We start from the raw sequence: 15,116 nt of genomic DNA, 5'->3' as shown, positions 1-15,116 counted from the left end.
AAAACATTGGCATCAACGGTCAGCGCCTCGGTTATATAATCGAAAAAAAGGACCCATGTGTTGAAATGTTTATCAGCTCGTATAATACTATTGGATAACACCACCTGTACGCCCGCCCATACTTAACAGGCGGGCGTAATTGTATTGCTGCAATAGTATAGGATAAACATTGTAAATTATGTTTACCGCAGTAATAAGCGCAGCCATTAAGTATTGTCTGTAAATAAGCGCATGGATACCGGTTGCCATAAAAAATACCAAACACAAAAAATGGTACCGCTCATACATGGCTATGGTAGTTTTGTAACGCATAGCCTCTGCCCTGTTATTTACAATTGGCTTGACGCCCTTAAAAAGATCGCCGTTTTGCACAAATCTGCGTATAAAACGCACACCGGCACGCTTATAAAATTTAGGGTTGCGGCTGAGTTGTAACCATCGGGCGGGAATAAGCAGGCTCAAAAAACTGAATCCAATCAAATACCAGCACGCTGTTAAATGATCCGCTTTAAACCAATAAATAACAAGGGGTGCAAAGCAAAGTATCGTCCAAAAGAAATTAACTGCCTGGCCCATAATTACTAAGATAAGTACATTAAAGGCAACAATGCTATCACATTTGCAATGTATTTATATTTCCACAACTCCCGCTTCGGTTGGTTTTACTAAGGTCGCGCTTTGCTCCTTTAAAAAATAGTATTTCATGATAGGGCCCGAAATGATCATGGTAACAATGGTCATCACTACCAGGCCTTCAAATACAGGTTCGCTGATGATCTTTGCCTGCAACGCCAGCAAACCAAGTACTATCTCCTGGGCACCCCTGGCGTTCATACCAAAAGCTACCGCTATTGATTCATTTTTGCTCATGCCGCTTAACGCGCTGCCAATGCCTGCGCCAATGAGCTTAGCCAAGCACGCTACAACCAATATAAGACCTACAATCTCGATGTCGAAATTTGCGATGAAGTTTAATCGAAGACCTACCGAGGCAAAAAAGAGTGGTGCTAACACGAAAATGGTAAACTGATGCAGCACATGCTTATGCTTCTCGGTAAAATAGGCGGAATCATTGATACCTATACCTACCAAAAAGGCGCCGAACACAGCCCTCACGCCCAATGTTTCGGTAATGCAGGCACTGATAAGGCAAAGACATACGGCCATAGTAAGCATCCTACCTGTTTTTTGCGACCTGCCGCCAAAGGCTAATGCTTTGTGAATAAGCCAACGGCCGGCAGTAAGCATAAAGACCGCGTACAATACGACTATAGTAACCGACCAAAAAGATGCCTCCTCTTTACCGGTATGCATCAGTTGAATAATTATCGAAAACAATATCCAGCCCAAAAAATCATCTACCATGGCGGCTGTAAGCACTATGTTACCTATGCGGGTGTTCAAAATATCAAGATCGAGCAATATTTTGGTGATTACCGCCAACGCGGTGATGGAAAGCGCGGTGCCAAAAAACAGCGACGTAACCAGCTGAGTATTGAATCCATTGGCGAAATGGCTATCATAAAAGAACCATACCGCGGCAAAGCCGATAGCAAAGGGAAATAAAATACCGGTAAGACTGATACTGATGGCCTGCTTGCCATTTTGCCTGATCTGTTTCAGGTCGACCTCGAACCCGGCAATGAACATCAGCAGGATGATACCGATATTCGATATACCGTCGAAAGCCTGGAAAGCGTGCGGGGCCGATAAAAAGATATTTTCGAACAGTGCCGGAAACAATAAACCCAAAACAGTTGGGCCAACAATGATGCCTGCAAATATTTCACCGATGATAGCCGGAAGCTTAAATCTTCTACATAGCTCGCCCAATAAACGCGCGGGGATAAGAATAACGATCAGGATGATCAAAAAATGTACTACCTCGGATGAGCTAAGCTTGGCAACCATTGTTAAATAATGAATTAATTGTTTTTTATTTCGATACGCAGTTGATGCGTGTTAAATACATGAGAGTAAGGCTGCACCGTTTTGGTAAGGAATACGCTGCCGCCTATTACGCTATTATGACCTATCACGGTGTGGCCGCCAAGGATAGTGCTCCTTGCATAAATGATCACATTATCTTCTACCGTAGGGTGCCTTTTAGTTTCCGACAGTTGTTTACTTACCTGCGATGCCCCTAAGGTAACACCCTGATAGATGGTTACATTTTTGCCGATAACACTTGTAGCGCCTATTACAATACCGGTACCATGGTCAATACAAAATGGTACGCCTATACTGGCTTTGGGATGAATATCCACACCGGTTTTACCGTGCGCGTGTTCGCATAATATACGGGGCAAAATAGGTATAGCGAGTTGGGTTAAACGGTGAGCTATACGGTACACGGCAATAGCATAAAACCCGGGGTAAGATACGATGACCTCATGTATGCTGATGGCAGCCGGATCTTTTTCATAGATCATTGATGCATCCTGCCGCAAATCCTGGTAAATATTGTGCAGCGAGTCGTAAAAGGCATTTACCGCGCTTTCCACTTCTACCTCTCTGGTATCAAGGTAACTTAATAATATGTTTTCCAGATCGATCTGGTTTTTTTTGAGCTGTCCGCCGTATATAGACAATTTATGGGCGTGATTATTAGGAAAAAGAAATTCAAACAGATCTGAAAGCCAGCTAACGCATTCCCTTATCTTGGGCGTAGCTTCCCACTCACGTTTATGGGTTTCGTAAAGGAGCGCTATAAATCCGTCCAGTTTATCCTCTTTCATGCATCAGGTTGTTTAAATTAATTTGCGACCGGTCCCGGCTATATTTTAAACAGCAGGAACACAAACTTAATAAAATCTATAGATTAAGTAGAATTTTTATGCGTTTCATCAACACAATATCATAGAGAGGCGTAAATAATTACAGCATAAAGCTTTGCTTCATGCTGTAATTATAAATTTGTGCTAAAGTGGTGTCTGTATTCCGGATCGTACGATCAACGGGCAAGCCTGTGAAGAGTATTAACCAGCACATCTATCTCGGCACAGGTATTGTAAAATGCGAGTGATGGGCGTACTGTACTTTCAACTCCAAACCTGCGCAAAATAGGCTGCGCGCAATGATGTCCCGAGCGTACGGCAATGCCTTCTTTGTTCAGTTCGGCGCCCACCTCTTCGGTTTTATAGCCTGCTAATACAAATGATAATACACTGGCTTTATCAGGGGCGGTACCTATGAGGCGTATGCCCGGCACTTCTTTTAGTAATCCTGTAGCGTATTCCAGCAGATAATGTTCGTATTGGGCTATGGCATCCATACCCAAACGGCTCACATAATCAATAGCTGCGCCCAAGCCAACCGCGTCGGCAATATTACCGGTACCGGCTTCAAAGCGTGAAGGCGCGTTATGGTATTGCGTATGCTCAAAGGTTACATCTACTATCATGTTACCTCCACCCTGCCAAGGCTGGGTTTCGTTCAGCAGCGCTTCTTTACCGTAAAGCACACCGATGCCTGTAGGACCAAACACCTTGTGGCCCGAAAATACAAACCAATCGGCATTAAGCGCCCTAACGTCAACCCGCATGTGTGATACGGATTGTGCGCCGTCAACCAATACCTTCGCTCCTGCCAAATGTGCCAGATGAACAATTTGCGCTGCCGGGGTAACCGTACCTAAAGCGTTGGAAACTTGTGTAAAGGAAACCAGTTTAGTTTTAGGGCCAAGCAGTTTGGTATACTCGTCAAGCAGTATCTGTCCGTCATCATCCACCGGGATCACTTTTATCTTGAGGCCTTTTTTAGCGGCCAACTGCTGCCACGGTACTATATTGGCATGGTGCTCCAGGTTACTTACAATGATCTCGTCGCCGGCATGCAGGTTTTGCTCGCCCCAGCTTTTAGCAACCAGGTTAATGGCTTCAGTTGCACCGCGCACAAATACTATTTCGTTAACAGAACCCGCGTTTAAAAATTCCTGCACTTTTTTGCGTGCTCCTTCATACGCATCGGTTGCCCTTGCAGCAAGCTCATGCGCCGCGCGGTGTATGTTAGAGTTTTCGTGCTCGTAAAAGTAGCTGATGCGGTCAATTACTTGCTTAGGCTTTTGCGTAGTTGCCGCGTTATCAAGCCATATTAGTTGCTTGCCGTTCACATACTCTTGTAGTATAGGAAAATCGCGGCGCACCAAATTCACATCAAACGGTGGTATTATTTGGCTTAGTCCAACCTTTTTATCTTTTTGAACGGGGGTAACCGATGGTTTGGCAACCTCATTATTTAAAAAGTAAAAAGAGCTTTCGTTAACCGATGGTAAACCCGCAAACGGTATTTGCGGACTGATGCCTGCACCATTGCTATGTGTTAAAAGCGCGCGTAGCTCGGCCTCAAAGGGCTGCTCCTGCTGATAAGGCAGCTGAAACAAATTTGAAGGTACCGATGTAAATTGTTCCCCTACCGGGAATGTTTCGGGTACATTGTTAACAGGAATATCGGGTTGCTGCAAATAACTAAAGCCTATGTTCGGCGGCTGCACAGGCAAACCGGTACCGAATGGAAAACCTCCGTTGGCCGCAGGCGCGTTTGATGCTTTAAAATCCGGGTCATCAAAACTTGTTTGCGGATTTTGTAGGTTCACCACATTTCCCTGATTTATAGCCGATGGCGATACTCCACTACCCGCTACCGATTTTGGCGATTTAGCGTACTCATAAGTATTTGCCTGCGGAGTAATGTTTAACAAACTCTCATCAGGTGCAAAACTTTGTTGCAGCAGGTTATCGGGCTTTGGCAAATCCGGTTGGGATTGCTGCGCCGTTAACTGCTCCAAAAAGTCGCCCGGAACAGCTTTGAAGAACTGGTTGGCCAGTTTCTCCAGTTCGCCGGTATCGGGCAGGTTTTCGTGATTAATATTTGTACTCATGGTAATTTCCCAGGTCAACGTCCTCTAAAACTGCAATAGCATCATCAACAAGCACTGCTAATGAGCAGTATAATGATACCAGGTACGATGCAATTGCTTTGTTATTGATACCCATAAAGCGAACCGATAAGCCCGGTGATTGCTCGCCCGGAAGGCCCGGTTGGTATAAGCCAACTACACCACGGCGGCTCTCGCCTGTGCGGATAAGTATTATTTTAGATTTGTTGTTTACAATAGGCAATTTATCTGAAGGGATAAGTGGTATACCTCTCCAGGTAATAAACTGGGAGCCAAACAGCGATACGGTTGGCGGCGGTACGCCCCTGCGGGTACATTCGCGCCCGAAGGCGGCGATAGCTAAGGGGTGTAACAGGAAGAAACCAGGTTCTTTCCACACTTTAGTGATCAGTTCATCCAAGTCATCAGGTGTTGGGGGGCCAAGGCGGGTTTTAATTTTTTGTGAATCGGCAATGCTGCTTAGTAAACCATATTCCAGGTTGTTGATGAGTTCACTCTCCTGCCTTTCTTTGATGATCTCAATAGTTAGGCGTAACTGCTCACTTATTTGGTTGTAAGGCTTGCTGTACAGATCAGATACACGCGTGTGCACATCAAGTACTGTGTTTACCGCGCTTAGGTTATACTCGCGCGGGTTATCAATGTAATCAACAAAGGTTGATGGTAGTTCGCGTTCATCGCGCGATGAGCAATCTACTTCTACATTATCGGCATCTTTTACCTTGTTTAACCGGTAAACTCCCGACTCTACAGGCACCCAGTTTAACAATAACGTTAACCAGCGGGGCGATGTGTTTAATAATTGTGGTACTGTACGTGTAGCGATGGCTAACTGCCTTGCGGCTACATCACCTAATGCTGTTTGTTTTGGTTTTTCTGCCATAGTATCTGAATTGTAATTATGATTAGCTGATTTAAAAAGGTATCTATCTACAAGTATAATATATTAAATCTATAGAATTTATATACTATTCAATTTTTCTTACAATAAACAGAGTAAAGAACAAGTGAGTCTATCTTTTATTAGCATTACCCTGTTTTCAAATATTAAGCATTATATAAAACAGATGCCATTAACGTTGTAATGGTACATGCTCATTTTAAAATAGATAGAAAATATTTTAGTACTGTATAATTTATAAAAGGTTCCTGTCTTCAGATTCGGGACATCTCCCTCTGATGCAAGTTAGGCAATAAAACAATTAAATATGAAATGATTAATTAGAAAAGTAAAAAATGAAAAAAGTCCGAAGTTTTTAGACAATCGGACTTTTTTGTACGCATGAGATGTGCTTTATTTAATGAATCTTCGACGTGAAACTATAGCTGCCAGGTTGCAATGTGTAAATAGCTTTGTTCTTTTCAAACCGCATAAACTTCGCTCCTGTTAAACCGGAAATCATTTTCCCATTTTCTTTAACATTGTTTTTGCTGGTAGCAGGCAAGTATAAAATAGCCGTGGTATTGGCGGGTACGGTTGCATTGTATGTTAGCAATTTACCGTTCAGTTTCCAGCCGCTTGCTATCTTGCCATAAGGTGAATCATAATATCCGTTGGCAAACTTCATCTTCCCGGTAGCGTCAGGCTCGGGTTGCAGGATGAATTTTTTAAAACCGGGTTCGTCGCGTTCTATACCCAGCGAATGCGCTATCATCCATTGCCCAACAGCGCCAAAAGAATAATGGTTAAAAGAGTTCATGCTATTATTGCCGCCAAAACCGTTTTCTACAGTATAGCCGTTTAACCGTTCCCATATAGTGGTAGCACCCTGGTTAACCGCGTAAAGCCACGATGGGTACTGCTCGTTCTGTAGTAATTTATAGGCTGCCGCAGAATACCCTTGTTCCGACAGCGCTTTGCTGATCCAGGCTGTACCAACAAAGCCTGTCATCAACGAGTATGCAGGCCTTAATACATTCTGGTCATCCTTGTTTTGGCGTTCAACGGTGGCTAACAGGTTTTTAGCCATAAAAGCTTCATTTTCTTTGCTAAACACATTTAAGCCCAAGCCGGTGGCATAGGCTGTTTGTGTATCTGAAACCTTATACTCCTGCCCTTGCATAGCCCACGGGTTTCCGCCTACCAGGCCCACTGTTTTCTTATCACTATTGATAAAAGTTTTATTAAAGAAAGCTTTGCGTTCGTTATACAACCCGCGGAATTTTTCTTCGTCTTCCTTTTTATCTAAAATACCGGCCACTTTTGCCATAATATCCAGGTCATATATTTCATAAGCCGTCACCGGGAAAGCTGTACCTAACTGGTCGTTCTGCGGGCCTAACCAGTCGCCCAATACCCTGTCTTTGCTTAAGCCTGTGCTTTTATCTATTGTGCCTTCAACAAAATCCATGTATTTGCGCATAGCATCGTAATGTTCTTTTAACAAGCTCACATCATCGTACTGCAAATAGGTTTCCCACGGAACCGTGATACCTGCACTTCCCCAAATTACACCTCCAAAACCACCACCAACGGGTGCTATGTCTGTAAACTTTCCTTCTGCAGTCTGCACATCGCGCATGGCAAACATGTGCCTGCGAAGAAACTGATCGGCATTAGAAAGGTAAGTAGCCGTGCGTGAAAATACGCTTATATCGCCCGACCAGCCCATGCGTTCATTGCGTTGAGGGCAATCTGTAGGGATGGTTAGGAAATTATCAATATTTGACCAGGTAAGGTTTGACCATAAGCGGTTAACCTTTGGGTTTGATGTTACATAATCTGCACTAAGCTTTTGCACCGAGCTGATCACTACTCCCTGAACATCTTTTAACGGTAAAGGAGCATCTAAACCTGTTATCTCTATATACTGGTACCCATGCGAAGTAAATTTAGGCTGTATAACCTGATCGCCATCTTTCATAATATAAATATCCTGGCTCAGGGCGGCGCGGTAATTTTCGGTCATGAGCATTCCCACATTTTTACCCGACTCTTTCAGGTTAGGGTACATGATCTCGGCATATCTTAAAATGATCTTTTTACCGGCCTTGCCATTGCTGATATGTATACGCGGTACACCAACAAAATTTTGCCCCATATCATACACATAAATGCCTTTTTTAACTTCCGTAAAATGTTGGGCGGTTAAAATTTTATAAATGGTAGCCGAATTGCCTATCTGGCCTATCAGCTTAAAATCGTCATAATTTAATCCGTCATCTTTACTGGTAGTGCCCTGTAAGGGAATCTCCTGTACTTTACCCCAATCGCTGTCGTCATAAGCGGCGGCGCTCCAACCTTTGATCGCATTGTCGCGGGTGGCATCGTATACTTCGCCCATGCATAGGCTGCTATACACAATTGGGCCTTTGTTAAAGTATTTCCAGTCTTTGTCATTGGTTTTGATCACCTCCCTTGTGCCATCGGCATAACTGATAACCAGTTTAGCCAGTAACGATTGCCTGTCGCCAAAGTGGTTCCATACGTTTCCGTAGCTTAGCATACCGCTCCACCAACCTTCGCCCAACATAGCGCCTAAAGCGTTTTTGCCTTTATTAACCATGTTGGTTACATCATAGGTTTGATAAAGGTGCGTTTTATTGTACTGCGTTAAACCGGGGTTGAAATAGTCGTTACACACGCGTTTGCCATTCAGGTAAATTTCATAAATGCCGCGTGCTGTTACATACAATCGGGCTCCTGCTATTACCTTGCTGCCTGCATCAAAGCGGGTGCGCATCATTGGCATGGCGTTGTGGCTTGGGTCGGCTGTTAGCATCACTCCTTTTTCGCCGCCGTTAATGTAAAACGCGCCGTCTTTAACCTGCAATAGTTTATCTGAAACAGCATTGCTGAAAATTCCGCTGTAATTGGCACCCTTACGCTGTTCTTCAAAAAGGGTGTTCTTTGGGCTTCGGTTATTGATAACTTTTATATCTGAGAAGCGGGCACTCTGACCTGCATCAACAGAGAATCCAATATCGCCCAACATACCGTAAGTGATAAGGTCGTGCCCCTCACCTAACGGGTTTAAAACAACCTTAGCATATTCGGGCGGATTGGCATTACCGGATGTTTCGGACAAGAAGAAACGGGTTTCGCCATCTACAGAAAATATTAATGTACCATACTCATTATGAATTACAATACGATGCGACTTGTTTTTATTTTCGTTATTGATGATCCCGGGCTTAACCGGGAAACTTTTAAATACCTTAGTTGGAATATCTGTAGCAGCGTAGCCACTGCGGTATATGTTTATGCGGGCATTTCCATTGTTTTCTATCCCTGAAATGTCTAATTCAATCTTAAAATACGATTGATCTTTTTTGTTTTCCAGCTGAAAAACGTTCTTGTTCCTGTCCATCAAACGCGGATCATTAGCCGCTAATACAAATCCGGCTTTTTTACTGCCCGCGTCTATGGCTAATTGGTATTGAAGCTCAAACTGCGGCAGGTAATTTGCATGAAGTACCAGGTCTTTATCTCCGCCGCCTATCCAGTTCGCTCCTTCCCAGGCAGAAATGCCTGTATCCATCAGCCCTGTTTCAAACCATGATGCGGCTGATGATTCGCCGCCTGACTGATCCCAAACCTTAACGGTCCAGTAATACTTCGTTGATGCTTTTAAAGGTTCTCCGGCGTAAAGAATACCGAGCGCCTTTCCGCTTTTTACCTTTGAACTGTTCCAAACCACCTTACCGGCAGCATCCTTAACTATTAATTGATAGGCCGACTGTGTATTTGCCGCTGCTGAACTTTTAGACAATTGCATTTGCCAGCTAAACCTTGGTATTTCAACATCAATACCAATGGGCGTGTTGGTATACTCCACTTTAAGGTTATTGATCTTATCAACAGCATACATGTTGACATGTAAAAACAACAGGCAGCTTAGCATCAGGCTAAAAACTATCGTTTGCGAAACGCGGGAATTTTTTGTCATCTCAGGTTTAATAAATATTGGTGTGGAAATGTACTAAAAGCAGTCTATTCAACTTTCCCCTACTTGCCCTTTGCGTGATCATCTGCATGATAAAAACGAAGACTTTTTTATATACTGTTTTAGTGTTATATTGACAATTAACTAAGGTTGCGTATGTTAATAAAGCATCATACCTCATTGAATGATTTGACATTTTTGATATTTATAATATCGTTATAAATAACTTATTATCAATCGATTGAAATCAAGTAAATCTCAAGTTAATTAACGCGTGAATCTGAACAGATCTATTTCTCTCACTCTTTCGCATTTCAAAAACGATTAAATATTATCTGATTATGATAAATTAATATTAACAATACACTTAAATGTAAAGTAGTTTTGTTAAATCAATATTATAAACGACTCTTTTTAACAAACCTAATTTAAAGTAACATGAAAAGAAATTTACTGTTTATTAAAAACAGTAAGTATCTCAGGATATTCCTGATTTTGATATTTACTGTTTTTACCTTATCACAATCTTTTGCACAAAGTAAAAGAATAACCGGTAAAGTATCTGACGATGGAGGCCCTACCCCAAGCGCAAGCGTGCTGATAAAAGGTACCAACACAGGGGTTACCACTGATGTATCCGGCTCCTATAGTATTAATGCAAGCCCGGATGATGTATTGGTGTTTAGCTTTGTTGGTTATGCTCCCCAGGAAATCACGGTAGGTAACAAAACAACTATTAATGTAAAGCTGGCTTCCGACAGTAAATCATTGCAAGAGCTTGTGGTAATTGGTTACGGTACCGCTAAACGTAAAGACCTTACCGGCGCCATCAGTTCGGTAACTGCAGACCAAATAGCTAAAGTACCCGTTGCCTCGTTAGACCAGGCATTGCAAGGCCGTTCATCGGGCGTGCAGGTAACCAATAATGATGGTACCCCCGGCGGTGGCGTAACGGTTTTAATACGCGGTGTGGGTAGTTTGGGTAATAACGATCCGCTGTATGTAATTGACGGCTACCCTACTACCGGCGGCCTCAACAATATCAACCCTAATGACATTGCGTCGATGGACATTTTAAAAGATGCATCAGCCACTGCCATATATGGTGTACGTGCATCAAACGGTGTGGTGATCATCACTACCAAAAAGGGCCGTAAAGATGGTGTACAAATAGCGTTCGACGCATACGCATCCATACAATCTGAACCTAAAAAATACAAGGTATTGAACGCGCAGGATTGGGCTACACTTGCCAACGAAACGCCCGGTTTTACAAAATTGCCCGAATGGAGCAATCCATCGGCATTACGCAGTATCGATTGGCAGGACCTTATTTATCAAAGCGGCTTAAAACAAAATTACAACCTGGCGATACGTGGCGGTAACGATAAAGTGCAAACAGCTTTTTCTGCCGGGTATTATGACCAGAAAGGCATTGTATTACGCTCGTTTTTTAAAAGGGTAAACCTTGCCGGTAATATTGATTATAATGCCAAAACATGGCTCAAATCATCAACAAGCCTGAAGTTTTCAAGGCAAAACAGTAACAATCTGTTTGGCACAGGCGCATTGGCTACCTTAAGTGAGTTGATACCTACCATCGGCGGTAATAAATTGACCAACGAGGCTAAAGACGCTAACGGCAATTACGGCTTTTACGACCCGGTAAACACTTACACCCGCAGTTGGAACAACCCACTGTATACCATTGAAACAAATGATGCTAAAAACCTGACTAACTATTTTCTGGGTAACTCATCATTAGAGGCAACCATTATTGACGGGCTGAAGGTTAAAACCAATTTTGGTATAAACACTACTGATTATTCAGGCTACTTTTTTACCCCTGCCGATACCCGCTCACAAGATCAATATGGTGTAGCAAGCAACAACGTGTTGAGCACTTATTCGCAAAGCGCTAACAATACCTATGAGTGGTTGTGGGAAAATACCATATCATACAGCAAAACCTTTGGTCAGCATTCATTAGATTTTGTAGGAGGTGTTTCGCAGCAAAGTAATACCTACCGCAGCATTGGCGGTAATGGTAATGATTTGCCAAGTAACTCTATAAGAGATTTGGCACAGGTGAAAAATCTTGTGGCATATGGTGGTCAGCGTACCACTACTCTCGCATCGCAATTTGCAAGGTTGAGCTATAAATTTACCGACAGGTATCTACTTACAGCTACCGTGAGAAGAGACGGTTCATCAAAATTTTACCAGGATAACCAATATGGCGTATTTCCATCAGCTTCGATCGCATGGCGTGCCAAGCAAGAATCTTTTTTAAAGGATGTTAACTGGTTGTCTGATCTGAAATTCAGGGGCGGTTATGGTGAGGTAGGTAACGAAAGAGGTATCGATCCGTTCCTGTTCCTGGCCAGATATGGTTCGGGCGGCCCGGCCACGTCGCCTACCAACGTAGGTTATCCATTCGGTAAAGAGTATCAAAGCGGCTTAGCCTACCTCAATCTGGATAACCGTGGTCTTACCTGGGAAACATCACGGCAAACCAATATAGGTATGGATATCGCCTTTTTAAATGGCGACCTTGCTTTAACAGTTGATTATTACAAAAAGGATTCGAAAGACTTTTTATTATCGGTACCAACATCATCGCAAACAGGTACACTCAGGCAGGCACAAAATGCAGGCAGCATCCGTAACCAGGGCTTTGAAGTAGCGCTTAATTACAAGCACAGTTTAAAAGACCTTAACTACGGCATAGGGGTAAATATTACTACGGTTGATAATGAACTATTGAGCATAAACAGGAATACCAAATTTATAACCAACCTTGTAAATTTAACCACCCCTGCTAACGGATGGACACAATTCAGCCAAACCAATATTGGGCAGCCTGTTGGCGAGTTTTATGGCTACCAAGCCTTGGGTATATTTCAAACACAAGCACAAATTGACGCCTTAGATGCCGGTGCACCCCGTGGTTATTACCAGGCCGATAAAAAAGGCACTACACAACCCGGCGATCGCTACTTTAAAGATGTTAACGGCGACGGACAGATAACCCCGGAAGACAGGGTAAGTTTGGGCAGCCCCATACCTAAGTTCTATGGTGGTTTAAATCTTGATCTTTCATATAAATCATTTGATTTTAACGCTTTCTTTTACGGCAGCTACGGCAATAAAATATTTAACTACCAGGCCCGTAACCTCGAAAGTTTTCAAGCACCCGGTTTTGTAGGCGTGCAAAATGTAAGTCAGCAATATTATGAAAACCGCTGGACACCTACTAACCCCTCAAACCGTTATGCAAGGGTAACTTACAACGATGATATTACAGCCAATAACGTAGCATCAAGTGTATATGTTGAAAATGGCAGCTACCTGCGTTTGCGCAACGTTACTTTGGGTTATACGTTGCCATCAGCTTTAACTAATAAGTTAACCTTAAACAAGGTGAGGGTTTATATAGCCGCTCAAAACCTGTTCACTATTACCAAATACACCGGGCTCGATCCTGAAATTGGCCAGCCTACAGGAACAGACCCTAATAACAGCGCGGTTAGCGGCAGCTCTCCTACTGCATCAGGAGTTGATGTGGGCACTTACCCGTCATCAAAGTTTTATACCATGGGCCTAAGCGTAACATTTTAAATAATATTTAAAATAACAGAAACAACAAATGAAAATTTCCAAATACATATACATACTATCAGTAGGACTGGTAGTGTTTCTCCCGCTAAGTTGTAAGAAGGGCTTTTTGGATCAGCTTGATTCATCAAACCCTACCGAAGATGTTTTGTTTGATAAAGCATCGGATGGCATAGCGCTTGTAAATGCCATTTATGATACTTATCAAAGTTCGGATCTTTTAAAGAAATCGTTGTGGTATTATGCCAATTTTCAAACACACGATTTTGAAAACTGGGGTAACGACAGATTTTATAATACTTACGCTATTCCTTCAAATTTTGGAGCTATACAGGTATTCTGGCAACGTGCCTATATCGGCATTGCCCGTGCCAATTCGGCCTTACCCATTATAGCTAAAATGAAGGATAACGGCATATTAACCCCGGAGCTTGCCAACCGTTTAACCGGTGAAATTTACTTTTTACGTGGTATTACCTATTATTACCTTGCAGCAAGCTTTGGTGGTGTACCATTGGAGCTTACCACAGGCGCAAATGACGGATTAAGGCCGCGCAACAGCCAGGATGAGGTTTTTTCACAGGTAGAAACAGACCTTAAAGCCGCTGCGGATTTATTACCATGGAAAGAGGGTTATGATGCCGCAAACCTTGGTCGTGCTACAAAAGGAGCTGCTTTAGGTTATTTGGGCGCAGCACAAATGTGGCTCAAAAAGTATGCTGAAGCATTGGCGACCTATAACCAACTTACCGGCAAATACACACTGATATCTGATTTTATTAAAATACATGAATACGATAATCAAAACAATGCCGAATCGCTATTTGAAGTTCAGTTTGTGGTTGCCGGTACCCAAAGCTGGGGCGGCGGTAACGAGGTGGCTTGGATAGGCTCGTTCGGTATGCCCGAGGAGGTATCAAACTTTGGCTATGATTACGCTAATAAAGAATTGTATACCGGTTACCAGGCCGGTGATTTGCGCAAAGTAGCCACAGTAATTGGCCCCGGTGATGAAAACCCAAGCCCGGGCATTATTGCCAATGGCGGTATAAAGGCCTACCCGCTGGTTATTGCAGGTTTTGCCAGTACCGATGCAAACATCAAAAAGAAATATACAGGTACAGATGGTAAGATCATTAACACCTGCGGCACAGTGGCTAATCCATGGATCGGAAGCGATCCATCGCAATTAAGAACAGGCTATTACAACGAAAAGATGTGGCGCGATCCAAGCCTTACAGGGAACTCGGGCAACGGTATCATTTTCGGCGCGCAAAACCAGATATTATTAAGGTATGCCGAAGTTTTAATAAGCAAAGCCGAATGCCAGGCGCGTACAGGTGATGCTTCAGGCGCGTTAGCAACCCTGAAAATTGTACGCGACCGTGCTTTTGGCGGCAGTGCCCCTGCTGTTTTCATGAGCGAAGGCAAAGTAGTAACAGATCCATTGCAAATGGTTTATCATGAATACAGGCACGAACTTTCGGCTGAGTATTCTACCTTTTACGATCTTCGCCGTGCCGGTGTGGCAACTGCTTTTGTTAAAGAAGTTTACGGAGTAACTATACCTACCGGCCGCGAAGTATATCCTATTCCGCAAAATGAAATAGGGCTCAACCCGAACCTTACACAAAACCCGGGCTATTAATATTTTTTGGTGATAACATGAAAGGCTTTCTCCTTAACGGGAGAAGCCTTTTTTTGCTGGTAATTAA

8 protein-coding genes are annotated in these 15,116 nt (G+C 43.1%); 2 read left to right on the top strand and 6 right to left on the bottom strand.

The features are described from left to right. Positions 1-87 precede the first annotated feature (87 nt). From AC07NA_RS01770 to AC07NA_RS01745, 6 genes are all read right to left on the bottom strand, one after another. A complete protein-coding gene (locus AC07NA_RS01770; RefSeq protein ID WP_494895151.1) occupies positions 88-462 on the bottom strand; it encodes a glycosyl-4,4'-diaponeurosporenoate acyltransferase CrtO family protein in 375 nt (124 codons plus the stop codon). 168 nt (positions 463-630) lie between these two features. Further along, positions 631-1,911 carry a cation:proton antiporter gene (locus AC07NA_RS01765; protein WP_494895149.1) on the bottom strand — a complete coding sequence of 427 codons (1,281 nt, stop codon included), beginning with the start codon at positions 1,909-1,911 and terminating at the stop codon, positions 631-633. Positions 1,912-1,925: 14 nt separating this feature from the next. Beyond that, positions 1,926-2,738: a serine O-acetyltransferase gene (locus tag AC07NA_RS01760; protein ID WP_494895148.1), complete on the bottom strand. Its 813-nt coding sequence runs from the start codon at positions 2,736-2,738 to the stop codon at positions 1,926-1,928. Between the two features lie 215 nt (positions 2,739-2,953). Further along, positions 2,954-4,879 (bottom strand): family 2A encapsulin nanocompartment cargo protein cysteine desulfurase, encoded by a 1,926-nt coding sequence (locus tag AC07NA_RS01755; protein WP_494895147.1) that lies wholly within the window; start codon positions 4,877-4,879, stop codon positions 2,954-2,956. Continuing rightward, positions 4,863-5,780: a family 2A encapsulin nanocompartment shell protein gene (locus AC07NA_RS01750; protein WP_345211281.1), complete on the bottom strand. Its 918-nt coding sequence runs from the start codon at positions 5,778-5,780 to the stop codon at positions 4,863-4,865. Before AC07NA_RS01750 ends, AC07NA_RS01755 begins: the two co-directional genes overlap by 17 nt. A 415-nt stretch (positions 5,781-6,195) precedes the next feature. Further along, entirely contained in the window at positions 6,196-9,786 is a 3,591-nt protein-coding gene (locus AC07NA_RS01745) for a family 78 glycoside hydrolase catalytic domain (RefSeq protein ID WP_494895145.1), read from the bottom strand. Between the two features lie 435 nt (positions 9,787-10,221). On the opposite strand from AC07NA_RS01745, the gene AC07NA_RS01740 reads away from it, so the two are divergent. Together AC07NA_RS01740 and AC07NA_RS01735 are read left to right on the top strand one after the other, a co-directional pair. Then, a complete protein-coding gene (locus tag AC07NA_RS01740) occupies positions 10,222-13,404 on the top strand; it encodes a SusC/RagA family TonB-linked outer membrane protein (RefSeq protein WP_494895143.1) in 3,183 nt (1,060 codons plus the stop codon). 28 nt (positions 13,405-13,432) lie between these two features. Further along, positions 13,433-15,049 carry a RagB/SusD family nutrient uptake outer membrane protein gene (locus tag AC07NA_RS01735; RefSeq protein WP_494895142.1) on the top strand — a complete coding sequence of 539 codons (1,617 nt, stop codon included), beginning with the start codon at positions 13,433-13,435 and terminating at the stop codon, positions 15,047-15,049. Positions 15,050-15,116: the final 67 nt, after the last annotated feature.

The organism is Mucilaginibacter sp. GW821-FHT07G05, assembly GCF_059418565.1.
This window is presented reverse-complemented; position numbering and strand designations above follow the sequence as displayed.

What these genes read in the sequence shown, in the direction of transcription:
- AC07NA_RS01740 (WP_494895143.1), top strand. Translation starts at nt 10,222, where the DNA reads ATGAAAAGAAATTTACTGTTTATTAAAAACAGTAAGTATCTCAGGATA.
- AC07NA_RS01760 (WP_494895148.1), bottom strand. Translation starts at nt 2,738, where the DNA reads ATGAAAGAGGATAAACTGGACGGATTTATAGCGCTCCTTTACGAAACC.
- AC07NA_RS01735 (WP_494895142.1), top strand. Translation starts at nt 13,433, where the DNA reads ATGAAAATTTCCAAATACATATACATACTATCAGTAGGACTGGTAGTG.
- AC07NA_RS01765 (WP_494895149.1), bottom strand. Translation starts at nt 1,911, where the DNA reads ATGGTTGCCAAGCTTAGCTCATCCGAGGTAGTACATTTTTTGATCATC.
- AC07NA_RS01745 (WP_494895145.1), bottom strand. Translation starts at nt 9,786, where the DNA reads ATGACAAAAAATTCCCGCGTTTCGCAAACGATAGTTTTTAGCCTGATG.
- AC07NA_RS01750 (WP_345211281.1), bottom strand. Translation starts at nt 5,780, where the DNA reads ATGGCAGAAAAACCAAAACAAACAGCATTAGGTGATGTAGCCGCAAGG.
- AC07NA_RS01755 (WP_494895147.1), bottom strand. Translation starts at nt 4,879, where the DNA reads ATGAGTACAAATATTAATCACGAAAACCTGCCCGATACCGGCGAACTG.